The organism is Rhodoferax sp. EU05-FHT12H12, assembly GCF_058791215.1.
In genome coordinates, this window is the sequence record NZ_JBYTDI010000001.1 from 164,328 (window position 1) to 185,365 (window position 21,038).

Here is a 21,038-nt window from a genome sequence, read left to right on the forward strand (position 1 = left end):
TCAGGTTTATTCCAAATTCTGTGCGTTCAATGCAGCGCGGGTCGGCAGGCCTTCCATGTCGCCTACCACCTGCAGCGCGCGCGAGGCAATCCAGTTGGCGCGGCGCAGGGCCTGCGGCCAGCCCAGCCCTTCCAGTTGCGCACTGATGATGCCCACGGCAAACGCATCGCCGGCGCCCACGGTGTCCACCACCACGGGCACGGGCACGCCGGGAACCTGGCCTTCTTCACCAGTGGCGGTGCGAAAGTAGGCACCCCCGGCACCTTGCTTGATGACCACGGCTTTGGCGCCCCGGTCCAGGTACCAGGCGGCAATGTCGGCCGGGGTGGTTTGCCCGGTCAGGAGCTTGCCCTCGTCGATTCCCGGCAGCACCCAGTCCGCGTTGCGGGCCAGGTCGTTCAGGGTGTCGCGCATGGTGGCGGTATCGGGCCACAGGCTGGGACGCAGGTTGGGGTCAAACGACACGCTGCGGCCCGCGGCGCGCAGGGTCTTCATGGCGTGGGCCACCAACTCGCGGGCGGCCGGTGACAGGGCGGGTGTGATGCCGGTGGCATGCATATGCCGGGCGCGCAGCGCGTAGTCGGTTTTCAGGTGTGCCTTGCTGAGCTGGCTGGCGGCTGAGCCGCGGCGGTAGTACTCGATGGCGGGGTCGCTGCCATCCACACTGCGCGACTTGAGCATGAAGCCGGTAGAGCGCTGCGGGTCAATCTCCGCCTGCGAGGTGTCCACCCCTTCGGCTTCGATCGTCTTGCGCACATGGCTGCCAAACGAATCCGCCCCGAGGCGGCTCACCCAGCCGACTTTGAAGCCCAGCCGGGCCAGGCCGATGGCCACATTGGTGTCGGCTCCGGCAATGCGTTTGCTGAAACTCTGCACGTCTGCCAGCGGGCCGGGCTCCTGCGCCACCAGCAGCGCCATGGTTTCGCCCATGGACAGGACGTCGAGTGTGCCGGGGATGTTGCTCACGCTGCCAGCTCCCCGCGGTTGACCGCTTCCAGTGTGGTCGCGACCCCGTGCGCCTGCAGCGATTGCAACAGCGGCACCAGCGCGGCCGTGAGCGCGGCGTTACCTGCCAGGTCGCCAAACACCGGCGCATAGGCCAGCATGGCTTGCACCGTGTGCGGACTCACGCCTTGGCCCAGCGACTGCTGGTACAGCGCGGTGAGCGCCGCCGCATGCGGGTCGTCAATGCGGTAGCTCTGCCCCAGTTCATCCACGCCGCGCAGGTAATGCATCCACGCGGCCAGGCCCAGCGCCATGCGTGTCACGGGCAGCTGCCGGGCCAGCCGGTCGCGCAGCGTGCCCAGCAGGCGCTGTGGCAGTTTTTGGGAGCCGTCCATGGCGATTTGTTGCGTGCGGTGGGCCAGGGCCGGGTTGGCGTAGCGGGCCAGCAGGTTGTTGCGGTACACCGCCAAATCCAGGCCGGGCAGGGCCGGCAAGGTAGGTTCAATCTCGTCGCGCATCAACGCCTCGATGTGTGTGCGCAGTGCCGACTGGGCAATCGCCTTGTCGACCGTGTGCCAGCCGGCCATGGCGCCCAGGTAGGCCAGGCTGGAGTGGGTGCCGTTCACCATGCGCAGCTTGAGCCGCTCAAAGGGCTCCGCGTCGGGTACAAAGCGTGCGCCGCCCAGTGTCCAGTCCGGGCGGTCTGCGGCAAATTCGTCTTCAATCGCCCAGTCAAAAAACGGCTCACCCAGCACGGGCCAGGCATCATTGCAGCCCAACGCCGCGCTCACGGTGGCACGGTCACTATCGGTGGTTTTGGGCACGATGCGGTCCACCATGGAGCATGGAAAACGGCATTGGCCTTCTATCCATATGCGCAGCGTGCTATCCATTTCTTCAGCAAAGCGCAGCACCGCGGCGCGTAGCACGCGTCCGTTGGCTGGCAGGTTGTCCAGCGACATCAGCGTCAACGGCCCGTGGCCGCGCGCGTGGCGCAGTTGCAAGCCGTAGACCAGCATGCCGATGGCGGAGCGGGGCGCTTGCGGATGCGCCAGGTCGTGCACGATGTCCGGGTGGTCCAGGCGCAGTGTCCCGGTGGCAGGGTCGTGGCAATAGCCTTTTTCCGTCACGGTCAGACTCACGATGCGGGTGTCCGCGGCGGCTATCACATCCAGTACGGTTTGTGGGTTCTCCGGTGCCACCAGCAGGCTTTGCACCGCACCAATGATTTGCAGGCGTTGGCGTGGCTGCCCTTGGGCGTCCGCATCGCGGATGGCCAGGGTGTAAAGCCCGTCCTGTGGCGCGAGTGCATCGCGCGTGTCGGGCTGGCGCAGCGATACGCCGGCAATGCCCCAGCGCAAGTCGCCCGCGGCGATGGCCGCCTCGGTGGCCGCCGCCATGTGGGCACGCATGAAGGCGCCTATGCCCAAATGCACGATGCCGGTTTTCAGTGCCCGGCGCTCATAGGCCGGGCGGGCCACGGCGGCGGGCAGGGCCGCTAGCGTGGTGTCATTCAATCGGTTCATATCCACCATCACCAGTTGGTCAGCGTGCCATCGTGTTGCAGGCGGTTGACCGGCAGGTAAGCGCGTTTGTACGGGTACTTGGCGGCCAGCGTTTCGTCGATGGTCACACCATGGCCTGGGGCTTCGCCGGGGTGCATATAACCATCCTTGAACGAATACGCGTGGGGAAACACGGCATCCGTCTCATCGGTGTGGCGCATGTATTCCTGAATGCCGAAGTTGGGCACCCACAGGTCGAAGTTCAGCGCAGCGCCCATACACACTGGCGACAGGTCGGTGGCACCGTGTGAGCCGGTGCGCACCTGGTAGAGCGCAGCCAGATCCGCAATGCGGCGCAGATGGGTGATGCCGCCGGCGTGGACCACGGTGGTGCGGATGTAGTCGATCAGCTGGTTCTCGATCAGGTCCTTGCAGTCCCAGATGGTGTTGAAAATCTCGCCCACCGCCAGCGGCGTGGTGGTGTGCTGGCGGATCAGGCGGAAGGCCTCCTGGTTTTCGGCTGGGGTGGCGTCCTCCATCCAGAACAGGCGGTAGGGCTCCAGGTCTTTGCCCAGGCGGCCCGCTTCGATGGGCGTGAGGCGGTGGTGCACGTCGTGCAGCAGGTGAATGTCCGGGCCCACGGCGGCGCGCACCTTGTCAAACAACTCGGGCGTGTGGCGCAGGTACTTCTCGGTAGACCAGTCGTGCTCGCTGGGCAGGTCGGCATCTGCAGGTTCGTAGAACATGGTGCCGCGGCCCACGCCGTACACCTTTTCCAAACCGGGCACGCCACTCTGCGCGCGAATGGCCTTGTAGCCCATCTCCTTGTAGCGCAGCACTTCTTCTACGGTTTGGGTAATGTCTTTGCCGTTGGCGTGGCCGTAGACCATCACGCCGGTGCGGCTCTTGCCGCCCAGCAATTGGTAGAGCGGCATGTTGGCGGCCTTGGCCTTGATGTCCCACAGCGCCGTGTCCACCCCGGCAATCGCGCTCATGGTGACCGGGCCACGGCGCCAGTAAGCGCCCTTGTAGAGGTACTGCCAGATGTCTTCGATCTGCTGCGGGTCGCGGCCGATCAGGCAGGGGATGACGTGTTCGGTCAGGTAGCTGGCCACGGCCAGCTCGCGGCCATTCAGCGTGGCGTCACCAATGCCGGTCAGGCCTTCGTCGGTTTCAATTTTCAGGGTCACAAAGTTGCGGCTGGGTGCGCAGACGATGACTTTGGCGGAAGTGATTTTCATGGTGGTGTGGGGGAGAGGGGTTACATCACGGCGCCTAGCGCCCAGGGTACAAATTCGTTCTGGCCATAGCCATGTAGCTCGCTCTTGGTCTTGCGGCCCGAGGCGGCGGCCAGCATCTCCTGGAAGATGCGCTCGCCCAGTTGCTCCACGCTCTCGCTGCCGTCGATGACCGTGCCGCAGTTGATGTCCATGTCTTCTTCCTGCTTGGCCCACAGCGCGTTGTTGGTGGCCAGCTTGAGCGAAGGCGAGGGCGCACAGCCATAGGCAGAGCCACGGCCGGTGGTGAAGCAAATGAGGTTGGCGCCACCCGCCACCTGTCCGGTCGCCGACACCGGGTCGTAGCCCGGCGTGTCCATGTAGACAAAACCTTTGGCGGTGATGGGCTGGGCGTACTCGTACACATCCACCATGGGTGTGGTGCCACCCTTGGCGATGGCGCCCAGGGATTTTTCGAGGATGGTGGTCAGGCCACCGGCCTTGTTGCCGGCCGAGGGGTTGTTGTCCATCTCGGCGTGGTGGCGGGTGCAGTAGTCGGTCCACCACTGCAGGCGAGCCTCCAGCTTGTCGGCCACGGCTTGCGACACCGCGCGTTGCAGCAGCAGGTGTTCGCCGCCGTAAATCTCGGGCGTTTCTGACAGTACAGCCGTGCCACCATGGCGCACCACCAGGTCCACGGCCGCGCCCAGGCCGGGGTTGGCGCTGATGCCGGAGTAGCCGTCCGAGCCGCCGCATTGCAGCCCCACGATCAGGTGGCTGGCGGGCACAGGTTCGCGTTTGACGGCATTGGCCTCGGGCAGCAATTGCTTCACTACCTCAATGCCGCGCGCCACGCTTTTGGCGGTGCCACCGGTGTCCTGGATGCTGAAGGTCACCAGCTTGGCGCCTTCGCGCAGGCCTTCTTGTGCCAGCAGTCCCTGGATCTGGTTGGTCTCGCAGCCCAGGCCCACCACGATGACGGCCGCAAAGTTGGCGTGGCGTGCATAGCCAGCCAGCGTGCGGCGCAGCACCTGCAGGCCTTCCCCCTCGCTGTCGGTGGCGCAGCCGGCGCCATGGGTCAGCGCCACGATGCCATCCACCTGGGGAAAGGCGGCCAGTGCTTCGGGGTGGATGTCGCGGCGGAAGTGGTCGGCAATGGCACGTGCCACCGTGGCCGAGCAGTTCACACTGGTCAGCACGCCGATGTAGTTGCGCGTGGCCACCCGGCCGTCGGGGCGTTTGATGCCATCAAACGTGGCCGGCGTGTCCACATAGGCCACGGGCCGCACATCGCCGCCCACGGTGTGGCCGCGGTCAAAGCGGCTGAAGGCCAGGTTGTGGGTGTGCACATGCTGGCCCGCTGCGATGGGCTGTGTTGCGGTGCCAATGATCTGGTTGTAGCGCCGTACCGGTTCGCCCACCGCGATGGCGCGCACCGCCACCTTGTGGCCCGGCGGGATGAGGCCGGAGACCGTGATGCCTTCGGACTCGATGCGGGTGCCACCCAGCAGTTGTTGCCGGGCGATCACCACGTCGTCGGCCGGGTGGATGCGAATGATGGGGTTCATTTGATCAGCCCCATCTGATGTGGCAGCCACAGCGTCAGTGCGGGGATGTAGGTGATGGCCACCAGTGCCAGCATCAGCGGAATCAGCCAGGGCAGGATGGCCATGGTGGTGCGCTCCACCGAGAGTTTGGAGATGCGTGCCAGCACAAACAGCACCATGCCCAGTGGCGGATGCAGCAGACCAATCATCAGGTTCAGCGTCATGATGAGGCCGAACTGGATGGGGTCAATGCCCAGCTTGAGCACGATGGGCAAGAGGATGGGCACAAGGATGGTGATGGCCGCAATGGTGTCGATGAAGCAGCCCACAAACAAAATCAGCAGGTTGGCCAGCAGCAGGAACACCCACTTGTTGCTGGTGATGGACAAAATCCAGTCGGCCAGGGCCTGCGCGGCCTGTGTGGTGGTGAGCAGCCAGGCAAAGATGGACGCGGCCGTGACGATGAACAGCACCGAGGCGGTGGTTTCAATCGTCTCGAACGTGGCCTGGGCCAGCGTGCGCAAGGTCATGGAGCGGTAACGCACCAGGCCCAGAAACAGCGCCCAGATGACGGCGGCCACGGCCGCTTCGGTGGGCGTGAACCAGCCCATGGTCATGCCACCGATCAGGATCACCGGGGCCATGAGGGCCAGCACGGCCGAGAAGTTGTAGCGCCAGTCCAGCACCAGCAGGGCCACAAAGGCAGCCCCCGCGGCCAGGTTGACCGAGGCACCGGCCTTGACCGCCAGCCACACCGCCATGGGGAAGGCCAGCACCACCAGAATCTCCAGCGTGGCGCCGCCCAGGCGGCCCCAGTGGAAAGCCACGTCGCCGCCCCAGCCATTGCGGTGGGCAAAAAAGGCCACGGTCGCCATCATCAGCGCTGTCATGAACAGGCCGGGCAGGATGCCCGCCACAAACAGCGCACCAATGGAGACGTTGGCCATCATGCCGTAAATCACAAAGGGCAGCGAAGGCGGAATGATGGGGCCCAGCGTGGCCGAAGCGGCCGTCACACCCACGGCAAATTCGGTGCTGTAGCCATGCTCTTTCATGGCCTTGATCTCGATCGAGCCCAAGCCCGCGGCATCGGCAATGGCCGTGCCGGACATGCCCGAGAAGATGACCGAGCCGATGATGTTGACCTGGCCCAGGCCGCCCTTCATCCAGCCCACCAGGGCCACGGCAAAGTTGTAAATGCGGCTGGTGATGCCGGCGATGTTCATCAGGTTGCCGGCCAGAATGAAGAAGGGCACGGCCAAGAGCGGGAAGGACTCGATGCCCGCAATCATGCGCTGGGCCAGCACGATGTCGGGCACGCTGCCCGACACCAGGATGTAGACCAGCGAGCCACCGGCCATGGCCACCGCCACCGGCAGGCCACAGAGCATCAGCCCCAAGAAGGAAACAATCAGGATCAACATGGAGGGGGTTCCGTTCAGTCGGTGGAGCCGTCAAAGAAGCCAGGGTTTTGCAGCGCCGAGAAGCCGCGCCGCCAGTTCTCTACCGCCACCTGCACGGCACGCAGGGCCATCAGGGCAAAGCCGGCAAACGCCAACCAGTACACATGGCTCTTGTTCCAGTTGATGGTGGTCATGGGTTCGTTGTCCACCGCCAGCGCGTAGCGTGCCACCAGCCAGGCGCCATAGCTGTAGAAGGTGATGGCGGCCAGATCAACGGCCGTGGACAGCACCCGACCAGCGGACACCGGCAGGTAGCGGTACACCAGATTGACCTGGATGTGCCGCACCCGCCGCACGCACATGGACGCCCCAATGAACACCACCGGCATCAGGCAGTACACGGCCAGTTCCTCGGTCCAGGCGTACGAGTCGTTCAGCACATAGCGGCTGAAAAACTGCAGAAACACCAAGCCGGCCATGGCCCAGAAGAAGCCCAGGCACACCCAGTCTTCCACGCCATAGACGGAGAGGTCCACCGTGTGCTGGTCGGCCTCTGCGAAGCTGGCGACCAGCGCTTCCGCGCTGGTCTCAACCGGATGTGACTCTGATGCGCCGCCTGACAGGGGCAGGGAGCTATGAAGCGTCATGTCGGCTCGCCTTACTTGATGGCCTGGATGCGATCCCAGTCCGACTTCTGGTAGCCGTACTGCTCAAAGGGCACGTTTTTCAGCACGGTGTCGCGGAACTCGCCGGTGTTCACATCCGTCACGCTCACGCCCTTGCTGCGGAAGACGGCGGCCAGTTCACCTTCACGCGCAGCCACTTCCTTGGACGCCTTGGCAGCGGCTTCCAGTGCCACGTCCGAGAAGATTTTCTTGTCAGCGTCCGACAGCTTCTTCCACAGCCCGCCAGCCACCACGGTATTCAGGTGGTCCACGATATGGCCGGTCAGCACGATGTGTTTTTGCACTTCGTAGAACTTCTTGGCTTCGATGGTGGGCAGCGGGTTCTCTTGCGCTTCCACGGTGCCGTTTTGCAGCGCCAGGTAGACCTCGGCAAACGCAATGGGAGAGGTGTTGGCACCGCAGGCGCGGGGCATGGCCAGGTAGGCGGGCACATCGGGCACGCGCATCTTCAGGCCCTTGAGGTCGGCGCACTTGGCAATCGGCTTGTTGCTGGTGGTGTGGCGGGTGCCGTAGTAGGTGGTGGCAATGATTTCATTGCCGCTTTTTTGTTCGTAGCCGGCAGTCAGCTCTTTGTAGATGTCGCTGCGGGTATAGGCCAGCAGGTGGTCCACATTGCGGAAGGTGTAGGGGTAGTAGGTGACACCGATGCGGGGGAAGGCCTTGGCTGCAAAGCTGGAGCCCGAGATGATGATGTCCACGGTGCCCAGGCTCAGGCCCTGGTTGATGTCGTTCTCTTTGCCCAGCTGCGACGCGGGGTACACGTCAATCTGGTAGCGGCCACCGGTGCGCTTCTTGATTTCTTCAGCCGCCCAGACGGACGCCGTGTGGAAGGGCTCGCCCGGCTCGTACACGTGGGCCCATTTGAGCTTGGTCTGCGCGAAGGCCGGGGCGGCGACCACCAGGCTTGCAGCCAGGGCCAGGGTAATGCGTTGGAATGTCATGGTGTCTGTCTCCTCTTGTTGTGAATGTTGCGCAGCCGGGTCTTAGCCGGGAATGAGCTGCACCTTGGTACTGCGGCCTCTGTCCAAAGCCAGATCGAAGGCCGCTTTCGATTGGCTGATCGGCAACTGGGCGCTGATGAGCGGGCGCACATCGGCCCGTCGGCTGCGAATGGCCTGCACGGCCCAGTCAAATTCGATGTCGGCGCGGAAGGCGCCCACGTAGTCCAGCTCGCGCGACATGATGTCGTTGGCCGGAAAAGGAATCTCTGCGGGCAGCGTGCCCACTTGCACCACCCGCCCGCCACGGCGCACCGCCGCCAGGCAGCCGGCCAGCGCAGCGGGGTGGCCCGCAGCTTCCAGCGCCACATCCACGCGGCCCTTCCAGGCGGCGGCATCGGGCAAGGCCTCGTCCGCGCCCACGGTCAAGGCCATTTCGCGGGCCCGCTCGCTGGGGTCGCAGGCAATCACGCGGCCGGCACCGGCCAGACGCGCGGCAATGACCGCCATGCAGCCGATGGTGCCCGCCCCGGTGATCAGCACCGTGGCGCCCAGCACTTCGCCCGCGCGGCGCACCGCATGCAGGCCTACCGACAGCGGCTCGGCACAGGCGATCTCGCCCAGGCTCACGTCCTCGTCGATGGCGGTGAGCTGTGCTTCAGCCATCACAAAGTGCTCGCGGAAGAAGCCGTGGATGTGCGGAAAAATGGCTGCACTGCCCAGGAACACCATCTTCTCGCACAGGTTGCTGCGCCCGGCGCGGCAGGCGGGGCACACCCCACAGGGGTGGGCCGGGTTCACTGCCACTTTCTGGCCGACTTTGACTTTGGACACGCCTTCGCCTACCGCGTCCACCACGCCCGAGGCCTCATGCCCCGGCACAAAGGGCGCGCGGATGGCGAAGATGCCGGCGCGGCCATGCTGGTAGTAGTGCAGGTCGGAGCCGCAGATGCCACCGGCGCCCAGGCGCACGCGCACCTGGCCGGGGCCGGGCTCCTGGGCGTCGTGGTGTTCCACGCTGAGGTTCAGCGGGCCGTTGAGGGTGCAGGCAAGGCTCATGGTCGGGGCGTCCGGTGGGGTCAGGCGTCGGTGGGGGTGGGCCAGCCGGCGGAGAAGCGTTCGTGCGAGTGGTCCAGGTGGCCGCTCATGGCGGCGCGCGCCATGTCGGGGTCGTGGGCGGCAATGGCTTCGACCACGGCACGGTGTTCGTCCACCGCGGCCTTCCAGGTGGCTTCGCGTTCAAAGTGACCGCCCAGCTGTTGGAACAAGGGGCCATTGCGCTCGTCAAACAGCTGGGTCACCACCGCTTGCAAGGCGCTGTTGTCGCTGGCCTGGGCGATGCGGATGTGGAAGGCCCGGTCGCCGCGGATGGGCAGGGTGCGGGCGGCTATGTCGACTTCCATGTCGCGCAGGGTTTCCAACAGGTCGGGCACCAGCGTGGGGTCGGTGCTGCGGGCGGCCAGGGCTGCCAGTTCACATTCAATGAGCTGGCGCGCGCGGATGATTTCCAGCGGGCCGTGCGCGTTGTCCAGCAGGCGCACGCTCTCGCGGCCAATCACCACAATGCCCGAGCCCATGCGCACTTCGATCAGGCCTTCCACTTCGAGCGCAATCAGTGCTTCCCGCACCGACGGGCGGGACACGCCCATCTTGGCCGCCAGGTCGCGCTCGGCGGGCAGCTTGCTGCCCACGGCAAACTCACCGCTCTGGATGAGCTGGCGCAGCTGGTCGGCAATCTGGCGGTACAGGCGGCGCGGCTCTATGGGTTGGAAGGGCATGCGGAAGATTTGGCTAAAAGGTAAATTGGTAAGACCAGTTGGCCGAATTGTGGGGCGGTTTGGTGTGGGAAAGGTCTAGGGTTTTCCCGACGCAGCAGCATGCAGGCGTAAAAAAACCGCCTTGCGGGCGGTTTTTGCTATCAATTAAGGAGCTGCTTGCGCAGTATCCATAAGGGCTAGGTGCCAATTTGGCTATAAATCCAGCACCAAGCGGGCGCTGCTGGCGCGTGAGCAGCAGGGCAGGAACTGGTCGTTGGCGGCCTGTTCGGCAGGCTCCAGGTACTGGTCGCGGTGGTCGGGTATGCCGGCCTTCACGCGGGTGAGGCAGGTGCCACATACGCCTTGCTCGCAGGACATGGGAATGTCCAGGCCCGCCGCATGCAGCGCGGCCAGCGCGGTCTGGTCGGCCAGCACCTTGATGACCTTGCCGGTGCTCGCAATCTCCAGCTCAAAGCTGCCGTCGTTGGTGTGGTCCACCGGAGCGGCGCCAAAGTACTCGCGGTGCAAGCGCTCTTCGGGCCAGCCCGCAGCGCAGCCTGCGGCGAGCACGGCGTCCATAAAACCTTGCGGGCCGCACACATACAGGTGAGTACCCGCCGGTGCATGTTTCAGGGTGGCGGCAATGTCCAGCTTCTGTGCCGCGTCACCATCGTCAAAGTGGTGCTGGGCGTGCGCGGCAAACGGGGCCGTCGCCACGCGGTTGATGAAGGCGGTGCGCTTGCGCGAGCGATTGCAGTGGTGCAGGGTGAAGGGTTGGCCGATGGTGACCAGGTGCTCAGCCATCGCCAGCATGGGCGTGATGCCAATGCCGCCGGCCAGCAGCAGGTGGTGCGGCGCACTGGCTTCCAGTGCAAACAGGTTGCGCGGTGCGCTGATGGTGAGCACGCTGCCTTCAAGCACCAGGTCGTGCACCGCGGCCGAGCCGCCGCGGGAGGCCGCATCGCGCAGCACGCCAATGACATAACGGTGGGTCTCGCTGGGTGCGTTGCACAGCGAATACTGGCGCACCAAGCCATTGGGCAGGTGCACATCAATGTGCGCACCGGCGGTGAAGGCGGGCAGGGCGCCGCCGTCTGCGGCCACCAGCTCCAGGCTGCAAATGTCCTGCGCCTCGGTGCGCTTGGCGGCTACGCGTACCTGCAGGGTCGTCGTCCCGCTCATGCCGCCGCGCCCTGTGTGGCCGTTTGCGCCGTTCCTTCGGTGGCGGCGGGGTTGCGCTCTGCGGCCACCACGCGGTCAATCACCTTGCGAGACTGCACGCCGCCGGTGTCGATGTTGAGCATCAGCAGCTTGCGCTCGGGGTAGGCCAGCAGGTTTTGTTGCTGGCGTTCCAGCATTTCCTGGTCTTCCGCAAAGATCTTGCCTTGGCCTTCGCGGATCTGAGCGGTGAGCGCCGTGTCTTGCGGCTTGAACTTGCGCGCCATGCCCCAGAAGTAGTGGATGGACGTATCTGTTTCGGGGGTGATGAAGTCCACCACCCAGCTGGCGGCCTTGTACTCGTCCGGCGCCTGGTAGCCGCCATGGCCCTGCAGCGCTACCCCCACCTCGATCATGATGTGGCTGGGCGGCGTGAAGTGGCAGATCTGCCAGCGGTCCACCGGCTGGTCGTCGGGCAGGCCATTCATGCGCAGCGCCATCTTCCAGAACGGTGGCGCCTCAATGCCTTCCATGTAGCGCTCGGTGATCACGTGGTCGCCGTCCACACGGGTCTGGCAGGGCACTTCGTCAATTTCCTTCTGGCCAATGCTGGTGCTGTGCACATAGGTTTCATGCGTCAGGTCCATCAGGTTGTCGATCATCAGGCGGTAGTCGCAGGCAATCTCGTAGAGCCCGCCGCCGTAGCCGAACTGCGGGTTGCCCAGCCACTCAAACTTGGGGATGCTCGCCACATCCGCCTTGGTGGCATCGCCGGGCCACACCCAGACAAAACCATGCGCCTCATGGATGGGGAAGCTGCGGATGGCGGGGAAGCCGCGTGTGCGCTGGCAGGGCATGGACACGGTTTTGCCATCGCAACCCATGGCCAGGCCGTGGTAGCCGCAGACCAGCGTGTCGCCTTCCACCTTGCCCAGCGAGAGCGGGGCGCCCCGGTGCGGGCAAAAGTCTTCCACCGCCGCCGCCACGCCCGCGCTGTTGCGGAACAAGGCCATCGGCACATTGCAGATGCGGCGGCCCAAGGGGCGGTCGGAGGGGATTTCTTCGCTGCGGGCGGCAACGTACCAGGTGTTGAGGGGAAACATGGTGGGGCTCCTTGGGTGGAAATTCTTCATTCAGTATGCTGAATGACGCAAATCATAGACCTAAGTCAATTCCGCGGCTAGGGGCTGGGGATGAGGGTTTTCCCTCGGAATGGGCTTATTCCGACGACTGGTCGGCGGCGCTGTCTGGCGTGTTGGCCTGGTCTTCAGGGGCTGGGGTGTTCAGGTGCACAAACTTGCGCAGCAAGCGCAAAAACTCGTCGCGCTCCGCGGGCTCCAAGGCGTCCAACAGCTGTGCGTACATGGGCGCCACGCGCGGCAGCATCTCGGCCAGCACCGCTTCGCCCTCGGCGGTCAGGCGCAGCGCGCGCTGGCGGCGGGGCAGCAGCTCCCGCACGATCCAGCCCTTGGCATCCAGCCGCGCGGCAATGTCGGCGGTGGTGGACGTGTCCAGCGCCACCCGGTCCGCCAGCGTCACCTGGTCCATGCCCGGTGCGTCTTCCAGCGCGCGCAGGATGGCGTACTGCACCGGCGTGATTTGTTTGCCATGCGTCTTGGCAAACGTGCCCACCGCCAACTGGTGCGCCCGGCGAATCAGGTGGCCGGGTTCGGCTTGCAGGGGGATGGGGGTGTCAGCGGCGGCGCGATTGTCTGGCATGTTGAGGTAGTAGTTTTGCTATGTATTTAGTAGCTGCTCGCGCATATTTTATGAGGGCTAGAGGCTATTTTTACTGAAATTTAAGAGCTTCCTTGCTTTCAACGAAGTCCACGTCATGTCGAGAAAGTGAAAATTCTTGGATGAACTCCGAGGCGGATCTGACCCACATTAACTCTGTGGCTGACCCAGCCACGTTTTCCAACTATCCAAGGAGTTTTCCATGAGCAAATCACGTAGTGGTGCAGCAGCACCCAAGTCCGCCCCCAAGGCGCCTCTTACGTCTGCCGCACTGGCTCGCATCCAAGGTGCTGTAGCCAAACAGCACGGCGGCCAAACGCCCAAAGGTTCGTATGTCGGCAACATGCAGAGCGTGGTTGCCAAACGGGCTGCGTAAACCAAACTAACACCGAGGAGCATTCACATGTCCCGCCAATCTGACAACGACAATCACAGCAACCAATGCAACCCCAACAACGACGAGTACTGGCACTCACGGGGTGACGATGAGCGCCCCGATGACTGGGAAGAACGTGCCGCTCAAGGCAGCGACGAGGACTGACCAGTAAGCCAGCTGGGCCATTCGATTGTTTTGGCTTTCGATTGGCCCAGCCACAAAACATGGCGACGCTGCCAGAAATCGAGGTAAGTCTGTGTGTCCAAAAGAATGATGGACCGTTCCTTGTCTTTCACCAAAACTTGCTGCCAGTGAAGCGCCAGCCAAACGAGTGGTTCTGGCAGGGGCGGCATGTCTTGCAAACGCGCTTGTCCTTTTGAAAAGTGGGTGCAGAGTGCCACCCAGTAGTTGCTTGCCTTTTTCAAGGTGAGCTTGCGCGTGCCATCGAAGTAGTTACTCAGTTCTGATGCCTCCAGTCCCAAAGCCGTGGCTAAAACTTTGGGGCTTGCTTCTCTGGTGGGCCATTTGTAGCGGTAGCGCTTGTGCAGCAAAGCGTGCATGAATACCAGTAACCTTCGCGTTGGCCGAATGAACAAATTTTTCTTGGATGCCGGGACAACGCCCAATTCCAACCCGTCCTTTGCTTTGGGCATGACCAAGGGAAACAGCGGTGGCACCTGTATTGGTCCGAAGGACAGTCCGCACCATTCCACATCCAGTGCAGTCAACATGTCGAGATACAGGTTGTAGAACAGTTTCCCGGTCAATCTTCCTGCGTCCTGCCAGTTGTTGAGTCCAGTGAGTTCGCTGGTATCTCCCTTCAATGGCTCCAACGGTTCGCCTACCAAACTAATGGGATTGCCGTACCGTTCAAAGTGGTCAAGTAGCACTTGCCGAAATAGAGCCACTCCGCCCGCTACGCAGGCCTTCAGCAGGTCCTCGATTAATTCATCGACAACCAGTGCTATCTGTTTGCTTCGGATGAGGGGAAGCTCTGGCAAATGCTCAAACATGTGCACCCAACCTGCCCAATTCGCATAGTTGCCTGCCGCCGTTTTGGGCGCAGTTGCAATGCGAGTCTGCATGGATGCCAAGAGTTCAGGTTTGCTCTGCGCTTGCATGGCAAGCCAGTCCTGCTGGTGACGCTTGATTTTTGTCTGTGTCGAAGGGCGCAGTGAATCCAGCTTCCCCTTGGCAATGCGTGCAGGGGATAGCCCCGTCAACTCATACAGCAAAGTGCGGAAGCTTTTGCCATCGACTTCTGCAAGCCCATGCAATGGCATCAATGCAAAGGTCTGAATGGCTTGCGCAAGCTGGACGGCGTCTTTATCGTTCACGTCTTGCCGCGTCTTCAGATCGCTTTGGCAGCACGTCCCCGCTTTGCGGGTGTCGCGGGCTTTTCTGCCAGGCGGCGCAGCAGCTCTGCTGCCGGTTCGTCGTTCGGGTCTTGGGGCACCAGCTCACCGCGAAAGGCCTTGGCCAAGAGCGCGGGGGTGAGGCGGGTGGCGGCGGTCTGGGCCTGGGCCAGGCGGGCTTCGAGCCGGTCGGCAAAGGCGAACAGGGTTTCTACGCGGCGGACGATTTCGGTTTGTTCTTCGATGGGTGGGGCGAAAATGGGGTACTTGATCAAATGATCTTTGTTGACTCCATCTTGTCCAGCCGTGCGATCTGAGCCAGCCTCGACATATCGCAGCAGGTCAGGCTTTTGTAAAAAGTAAAAAAGGTAGTCGTTGCTATAGATGTCTTGGCGTGGAACTGCCTTCATCAATGCAACGTTGTACGCACCCTCAAGGCCCCGCAGTATCTGAAATATTGGCGGGCCATAGCGACCGATCATTACGTCTGAGCTTGAGCAAAAGCGGCGAGCCAACTCACGGGGAATGTGCGTCTTGTATTTGTCGGATTTGTAGTCACGAATTTGTATCAAGCGAACGTATCCATCCTGCTCAACGTCCGAGAAAACGGCTTTCGGAGGTTGGCTTCCTCCAACCAAATCAATAGCCTCATCGAAACGCATCGCTGTCCAAGCCTTTGGAGCAGTGATGGCGTGTGCGTAAGGAATAGTCAATTCAATAGATTGGTATTCGAGTGCGACTGTTCCTTCCTTTGTTTTGCGCCAATCATCCGTCAGCCGCCCCGAGGTGGCGGCGGCGAGGACGGATTGGCGGAAGCGTTTGAGCAGGGGGGCGACGCGGGCCAGGCGGGTGTTGACGGCGTCTACGCGGGTGAGGACGGTGTCGAGTTTGTCGGCAATGCGTTTTTGCTCGTTGGCCGGAGCAATGGGCGTTACAAAAGAGCGAACGTCTTTTCCACGAATAGCGGGATACAAGGCACCTTGTACAAGCGAGGACATAGCATCTACAAATGCTCTTGTCCGTACGAGGTACCCGAGCCAACGCGGGTCTAGCCCAGGTGCACGCAGAACATCAAAACCTGTCGAAGCTATTTGGCCGTCTAGCGCTTGATCAACGAGAGCAACCGCATTGAGGTTTGGTCGTGTCGTGGAGACGATGGTGTCACCGGTCTTGATCAGTTTGCGTGCACGTGATGGAGCATCCTTGCCCAGCATGCGCTGTGGCGAAGTGATCTTTTTCGTTTCACGGTCAACTGAAGCTATATCGACATAGATGAACTCAGCTTCGGCATCCGGGGTTACTTGTTCAGTGTTGACGCATAACGTGCCAATTGGAGCTTCTTTCCATGAAGATGGAAGCGCGACAGTCATTGCACTTCCCCCAACTCCGCCAAGATCGCTTCCAGCTCTGCCACCGCCGCATTCAACTCGTCCACCGCCTCCCGCGCCAGCACGGCGGGCTCGGGCAGGTCGGCGGCGTCTTCGGCGTTGTCGTCCTTCAGCCAGGCAATGTCCAGGCTGTCGCCTCGCTCTGACGCAATCCACTCGCGGCTGAAGCGGCGAAAACGGCCTTGTTCGCCCTGGTCTTGGCGCTCGGCTTTGCCGTTGGGGTCGGTGCCGTAGGCGGCAATAAAGTCGGCAAAGTGCGCGTCGGTGAGCGGGGTGCGCTTGCCAAACTTGGGGGCGTTGGCGCGCATGTCGTACACCCACACGGCGCTCGTGCTGCCAGTGGCGGCCTGGCTTACCTTCTCAAAAAACAGCACATTGGTTTTCACGCCCTGGGCGTAAAAGATGCCGGTGGGCAGCCGCAGGATGGTGTGCAGGCGGCACTTGTCCATCAGGTCGCGGCGCACGTCGGCGCCCACGCCGGCTTCAAACAGCACGTTGTCGGGCAGCACCACGGCGGCGCGGCCCCCGTCGCGCAGGTGGCGCACGATGTGCTGCAAAAACGCGAGCTGCTTGTTGCTGGTGGCAAAGGTGAGGTCGTCGCGCGTGGGGCCGCCGCCGCCTTTGGCCGTGCCAAAGGGCGGGTTGCTGAGCATGAGGTGGGCGGTTTTGGGCAGGGCCGCACCGGCTTGGCCCAGCGTGTTGCCCACGTGCACCACGCCTTCGTCGTCGCCCTCCATGCCGTGCAACAGGCAGTTCATCAGCGCCAGGCGGCGAGTGCTGCCCACCAGCTCCATGCCCAAAAAGGCTTGGTTGCGCTGGAACTTGCGTTGCTTCTCGGTCAGGTTGTAGAGGTCGTCGGTGTGGTCTTTGATGTAGCGGTCGGCCGCTATCAAAAAGCCGGCCGTACCCGCTGCCGGGTCTTGCACGGTTTCGCCCGGTTGGGGCTGCATGAGCTGCACGATGGTGTCAATCAACGGGCGGGGCGTGAAGTATTGGCCGGCGCCGCTTTTGGTCTCAGAGGCGTTTTTCTCCAGCAGGCCTTCGTACAGGTCGCCCAGGCCGTCTTGCCGGGCGCTGAACCAGTCGATGCCGTCCAGGCTTTTGACCAGCTGCTCCAGGTGGCGTGGCTCTTTGAGGCTGGTTTGCGCATCGGCGTAAATGGCGCTGATGAGCCTATCGGGGCTTTGGCTGAGCTTGAGCAGGGTTTCGCGATAGTGGTTGAGCAGGTTCAGGCCACTGCGGCTGGTCAACTCAGGCCAGCGAGCGTAGTCGGGCAGCTTGTGGGCTTGCAGGATGCCGCTCTCGGCGTTCTCGTGCTCCATTTTGATAAAGAGCAGCAGCACCAGCTCGGTGACGTAGTCGCTGTAGTTGATGCCGTCGTCGCGCAGCACGTCGCAGAGGTTCCAGAGTTTCTGGACGATGTCTTGGGTGGCCATGGAAGTCTTCTAGTTCAAAAAGTCAGGCCGCATTGGGCCATAGATAGGTGGCGATTTCGCCCAGCACAACGTCCAGCTGGCCCGTCAGCAGTTTGTCGAGCTGTTTGGCACCGCCGTCTTGGGCCAAGGCCTGGTTGACGAAGGTGTGGTCGATGACCAGCTCGTGGGTGAGTTGCTTGGCCAGGCGGTCCAGCCACTTGCGCTGCACGGGGGTGAAGGGGTGGGTGGCGTAGAGCTTTTGCAGGGCGAGTTTGACCCGCTCGTCAAACGGCAGCAGGGCCTCGCCCAGCGCAGCCTGGCGGATATAGCCCATGATGCCGGCGGCAATGTCCTGGTTGCTCTGGCTGCGCCAGGCGGCTTGCAGGCGGGCTTCGCTAAAGCCTTTGCCGTCCAGCAGCAGGCGCACTTCTTTGAGCTGTTCACGCGTCAGGTCTTTGGGCCGGTTGACCACCACGGCCAGCGCGGCGCTTTGGTTGACCTGTTCACGCACAAACTGGCCAAAGCTTTCCAGGTAGTCCTGCGGCTTGTAGTGGTCGCCCCAGCTTTGTTCGCGGGCTACAAACTGGTCTTGGTGGGTGGAGAGGATGGGGCGGTATGCCGTGCCCATGAGTTCGCGCACCTCGGCCAGCTGGGTGAGCAGCTGGGTGTTGTGGCGCAAAAAGTCAGCCGCCGCTTGCGGGCCGTGGTCGCGGCCCAGTTGGTGCAGGTGGCGGTGCAGCTGCGCGGGCGGCACGCCCCATTGCTGCTCCAGCGCGTCCAGCTTGTTTTGCAGGGCGGGGCGTTTGTCGGCCTTGTGCTGGGCGCTGCGCAGCACGCGCATGAGTTTTTGGTTCAGCTCGTCCAGCACCTCGTGCGCGTGGCTGCGGCCGGGCGCACTGCCGGGGGCGGTGTAGGCGGCGGGGTTGTTGAGCTCGTCCAGCAGTTGCTCCATGTCCACCTGCGGGTTCTTCACCAGCGGTTGCATGGTGTTCACGTCTTGCAGGGTGGCGTACAGGTTCACTGGGTCGTAGATTTTGAAGACGGTTTTGCCAATGTCGTCGCAGCGGCGGGTGGCGCGGCCAATCATTTGCTCGTACAAGATGCGCGACTTGACGCGACGCATGAACACCAAATGGCAGATGGCCGGCACATCAATGCCGGTGGTGAGCAGGTCTACGGTAACTGCGATGCTGGGAAAGCGCTCGTTCTTGTAGCGGCGTATGAGCTTGTCCACCCTGTCAGACGCGCCGGTGATTTTTTGCACGGCGGCCTGGTTGTATTGCTCGCCATAAATGCCTTCAAACGCCTGGCCCAGCAGGCGCACCACCATGTCGGCATGCGCGTCGGTGGCGCAGAAAACCATGGTTTTTTCTTCGCCCAGCGGGTCCAGCTCTTGGGCCAGTTGCTCGCAGATGATGCGGTTGAAGTCTTCGTTGATAACGCGGCGGTTGAAGCTTTCCACCTCAAAGTGCAGCTCGTCGTTCAGCTCGGCGGCTTCAATCTCGCCGGTGCTTAGGTTCAGGCTCTCTACCGTGTCGCCCTTGGCGAAGTGGATACCGTGTTTGCTGAGCAGGGTTTCGTAGCGGATGGGCGGCTCGTAGTCGATGAGCCAGTCGTCGGCCACAGCTTCGCGGTAAGAGTAGGTGTAAACCGGTTTGCCAAAAATTTCGCTGGTGTGCTGGGCAGGTGTGGCAGTGAGGCCGATTTTGGCGGCGTCAAAGTAGTCGAGCACGCGGCGGTAGCTGCTGAGGTACTGGGCCGGGTCGCGCAGGGTCAGCTCGCCTTCGGTCATGTCCTGGTCCAGCGTGTAGCCGCGGTGGGCTTCGTCCACGATGATGCAGTCGTATGCGTCCAGTTGCGGCGGGTTGTCGCTGCCAAAGATGCGCTTGACCATGGCTTGCACGGTGGCCACTTGCACGCGGGTTTCGGCCTCAGCGGCCATGTCGCCTAGGTCGGCGATGTTGTAGATCTTGGACAGGGGCTGGTCTTGCTCCAGCGGGGCTTCGTTGAAGTTGTCCATGGCCTGGTCGCCCAGGGCGGTACGGTCCACCAAAAACAAGATGCGGCGAAAGCGCTCGGCCTTCAAAAACCGGTACATCAGCCCGATGATGGTGCGGGTTTTGCCGGTGCCGGTAGCCATGGCCAGCAGGCAGTTGCTTTGGCCGCTGGCCAGCGCGGTCTCTACCGCCGAGATGGCTTTCACCTGATAGTCGCGCAGGCGCAGGTACGCAAAGCTCTCTTGGGCCAAGCGGGCTTCGGCGTCTGCGCGTGATCGGGTGAGCTGGTCCAGCAAGCCATCGGGCGAATGGAAGCCGGGCAATACTTTGCGCAAGTTGGCTGTCTGGCGCACGTCGCGGTGCCAGGTGCCGCTGGCTTCAGGGCTTTGCTTGATGAGCGGGCGGCCGTTGCACGAGTACACAAACGGGAGCTGAAAGCTGCCACCTTCGCCATCCGGCCAGGGTGCGGCGCGGCCCTCAGTAGCCCAAGCGGGTTGGTGTTCGGCGGCCAATTGCAGACCACGGGCGTAGCGCTCGGCTTGGGGGATCTTGCCGGCCACGTTGGTGTTGAGGCGCTTGGCCTCTATAGCCGCAATGGGGGTGAGCCCGGCAAACAAGATGTAGTCGGCGCTTTGCTTGCCCTGGGTGGGCCACTCGGCAATGGCTTTGTTTTTGCCTTTTTCGGGGCGGGCACCTTTGGCGTGGGTGCTGTGCACGGTGTTGGCGTCCCAGCCGGCGTCGATGAGCAGTTGGTCGATCAGTAGGCGGGTGGCGGCTTCGTCCATCTGCACTTGCTGGGCGGCCAGGGCGGCTTTGCCGGCAAAGGCTTGGGTGGCTGCAGCTTCGGTTTGCGCAGGGCTTTCGGCAATGCGTTGGTCGAAGTCGGCCTTGAGCTTGGCGTAGTTGTCGCTGGCCTCTTGCGCCAGTGCCTCAAAGATGGCGCGTTCTTCTTGGGCGCGCTGGGCCATGGCGCGTTCTTGAGCGGCGGCGGCTTCTAGTAGTTGGGATACCTCCGCCTGGTTGCTTTGCGCGGCCTGGGCATCTTGCAGGGCCTGTTGCAGTTGGGCCAGTTGGGTTTGCAGGGAGTTGAGCTTTTGGCTGGGGTCGTCCGGCAGCACAAAGGGGCCGGGTTTGAAGTTGGGTTGCTGGCCAAAAGTACGGTGAAACCACAGCGCCACTTCACGCGCGACCTTCAGGGCTTCCAGCCCCTCGCGGTAACCAATGGCGTGGTCGGCTTGGTGGGCGGCTTCGTTGCCCCGGTGGCGCAGCAGATGAAACATCTGGCGCACTTGCGGGTCAAGCCCCAGCCGGGAGTCCACCGCGCGCAGCAGCTCGGCTTGGGTGGGCTGCTGCAGGCGCACGCCCAGTTGGGCGGCCATTTCTTGGGTAAGCGATTCGGCCAATATGCGTAGCTTGAGCACGCAGCTGGCGGGGTCAAAGGGAAAGAGCCGTTCGGCGGTGGCGCCCAGATCGGCCAGCAGCGGAGAGTGCTGCGCCAGAAAGTGGAAGTTGCTGCTGCTTTGGACCATGGGCTCCCTGCGGATGGACAAGTGCTCGGCGTCTGAAGCGCTTTGGAGCGGTGAGTGGCTGTGGGCTTATTGTGCAGGGAATCTT

At 63.0% G+C, this 21,038-nt stretch carries 18 protein-coding genes; 2 read left to right on the forward strand and 16 right to left on the reverse strand.

Features of this window, described 5'->3' with window-relative positions; genetic code table 11:
• Positions 1 to 6: 6 nt before the first annotated feature.
• The 12 genes from AC3WS7_RS00725 to AC3WS7_RS00780 form a co-directional block, all read right to left on the reverse strand.
• Positions 7 to 966, reverse strand: coding sequence for a sugar kinase (locus AC3WS7_RS00725; RefSeq protein WP_492655030.1), 960 nt, complete (start codon positions 964 to 966; stop codon positions 7 to 9).
• Positions 963 to 2,480, reverse strand: coding sequence for a mannitol dehydrogenase family protein (locus AC3WS7_RS00730; protein ID WP_492655031.1), 1,518 nt, complete (start codon positions 2,478 to 2,480; stop codon positions 963 to 965). The genes AC3WS7_RS00725 and AC3WS7_RS00730 overlap by 4 nt, the downstream gene beginning before the upstream one ends.
• Positions 2,480 to 3,691: a D-mannonate dehydratase ManD gene (manD, locus tag AC3WS7_RS00735; RefSeq protein WP_492655032.1), complete on the reverse strand. Its 1,212-nt coding sequence runs from the start codon at positions 3,689 to 3,691 to the stop codon at positions 2,480 to 2,482. Before manD ends, AC3WS7_RS00730 begins: the two co-directional genes overlap by 1 nt.
• A 20-nt stretch (positions 3,692 to 3,711) precedes the next feature.
• Positions 3,712 to 5,235, reverse strand: coding sequence for a UxaA family hydrolase (locus AC3WS7_RS00740; RefSeq protein WP_492655033.1), 1,524 nt, complete (start codon positions 5,233 to 5,235; stop codon positions 3,712 to 3,714).
• Positions 5,232 to 6,638, reverse strand: coding sequence for a TRAP transporter large permease (locus AC3WS7_RS00745; RefSeq protein ID WP_296470926.1), 1,407 nt, complete (start codon positions 6,636 to 6,638; stop codon positions 5,232 to 5,234). Before AC3WS7_RS00745 ends, AC3WS7_RS00740 begins: the two co-directional genes overlap by 4 nt.
• Positions 6,639 to 6,652: 14 nt before the next feature.
• The gene (locus AC3WS7_RS00750) at positions 6,653 to 7,264 is read right to left on the reverse strand and encodes a TRAP transporter small permease (protein WP_492655034.1); all 612 of its coding nucleotides are present in this window, start codon (positions 7,262 to 7,264) and stop codon (positions 6,653 to 6,655) included.
• 11 nt (positions 7,265 to 7,275) lie between these two features.
• Positions 7,276 to 8,244, reverse strand: a complete 969-nt coding sequence (locus AC3WS7_RS00755; RefSeq protein WP_296470923.1) for a sialic acid TRAP transporter substrate-binding protein SiaP — start codon at positions 8,242 to 8,244, stop codon at positions 7,276 to 7,278.
• 42 nt (positions 8,245 to 8,286) lie between these two features.
• Positions 8,287 to 9,300, reverse strand: coding sequence for an L-idonate 5-dehydrogenase (locus AC3WS7_RS00760; protein ID WP_492655035.1), 1,014 nt, complete (start codon positions 9,298 to 9,300; stop codon positions 8,287 to 8,289).
• 20 nt (positions 9,301 to 9,320) lie between these two features.
• Positions 9,321 to 10,019: a FadR/GntR family transcriptional regulator gene (locus AC3WS7_RS00765; RefSeq protein WP_296470915.1), complete on the reverse strand. Its 699-nt coding sequence runs from the start codon at positions 10,017 to 10,019 to the stop codon at positions 9,321 to 9,323.
• A gap of 192 nt (positions 10,020 to 10,211) precedes the next feature.
• The gene (locus AC3WS7_RS00770) at positions 10,212 to 11,180 is read right to left on the reverse strand and encodes a PDR/VanB family oxidoreductase (protein ID WP_492655036.1); all 969 of its coding nucleotides are present in this window, start codon (positions 11,178 to 11,180) and stop codon (positions 10,212 to 10,214) included.
• Positions 11,177 to 12,259: an aromatic ring-hydroxylating dioxygenase subunit alpha gene (locus tag AC3WS7_RS00775; protein ID WP_492655037.1), complete on the reverse strand. Its 1,083-nt coding sequence runs from the start codon at positions 12,257 to 12,259 to the stop codon at positions 11,177 to 11,179. The genes AC3WS7_RS00770 and AC3WS7_RS00775 overlap by 4 nt, the downstream gene beginning before the upstream one ends.
• A 115-nt stretch (positions 12,260 to 12,374) precedes the next feature.
• The gene (locus AC3WS7_RS00780) at positions 12,375 to 12,875 is read right to left on the reverse strand and encodes a MarR family winged helix-turn-helix transcriptional regulator (protein WP_492655038.1); all 501 of its coding nucleotides are present in this window, start codon (positions 12,873 to 12,875) and stop codon (positions 12,375 to 12,377) included.
• A 220-nt stretch (positions 12,876 to 13,095) separates the two neighbouring features.
• Here AC3WS7_RS00780 and AC3WS7_RS00785 point away from each other — a divergent pair, with 220 nt between their 5' ends.
• Both AC3WS7_RS00785 and AC3WS7_RS00790 read left to right on the forward strand, forming a co-directional pair.
• Positions 13,096 to 13,269, forward strand: coding sequence for a hypothetical protein (locus tag AC3WS7_RS00785; RefSeq protein ID WP_492655039.1), 174 nt, complete (start codon positions 13,096 to 13,098; stop codon positions 13,267 to 13,269).
• A 27-nt stretch (positions 13,270 to 13,296) separates the two neighbouring features.
• The gene (locus AC3WS7_RS00790) at positions 13,297 to 13,434 is read left to right on the forward strand and encodes a hypothetical protein (RefSeq protein ID WP_492655040.1); all 138 of its coding nucleotides are present in this window, start codon (positions 13,297 to 13,299) and stop codon (positions 13,432 to 13,434) included.
• Here the strand turns inward: AC3WS7_RS00790 and AC3WS7_RS00795 are convergent.
• The 4 genes from AC3WS7_RS00795 to hsdR are packed head-to-tail and all read right to left on the reverse strand — an operon-like array spanning position 13,413 to position 20,953.
• Positions 13,413 to 14,606: a hypothetical protein gene (locus AC3WS7_RS00795; protein ID WP_492655041.1), complete on the reverse strand. Its 1,194-nt coding sequence runs from the start codon at positions 14,604 to 14,606 to the stop codon at positions 13,413 to 13,415. The genes AC3WS7_RS00790 and AC3WS7_RS00795 overlap by 22 nt on opposite strands.
• Before the next feature lie 14 nt (positions 14,607 to 14,620).
• The gene (locus AC3WS7_RS00800; RefSeq protein WP_492655042.1) at positions 14,621 to 15,994 is read right to left on the reverse strand and encodes a restriction endonuclease subunit S; all 1,374 of its coding nucleotides are present in this window, start codon (positions 15,992 to 15,994) and stop codon (positions 14,621 to 14,623) included.
• Positions 15,991 to 17,448: a class I SAM-dependent DNA methyltransferase gene (locus tag AC3WS7_RS00805; protein WP_492655043.1), complete on the reverse strand. Its 1,458-nt coding sequence runs from the start codon at positions 17,446 to 17,448 to the stop codon at positions 15,991 to 15,993. The genes AC3WS7_RS00800 and AC3WS7_RS00805 overlap by 4 nt, the downstream gene beginning before the upstream one ends.
• A 22-nt stretch (positions 17,449 to 17,470) precedes the next feature.
• The gene (gene hsdR, locus AC3WS7_RS00810; protein ID WP_492655044.1) at positions 17,471 to 20,953 is read right to left on the reverse strand and encodes a type I restriction-modification system endonuclease; all 3,483 of its coding nucleotides are present in this window, start codon (positions 20,951 to 20,953) and stop codon (positions 17,471 to 17,473) included.
• Positions 20,954 to 21,038 lie beyond the last annotated feature (85 nt).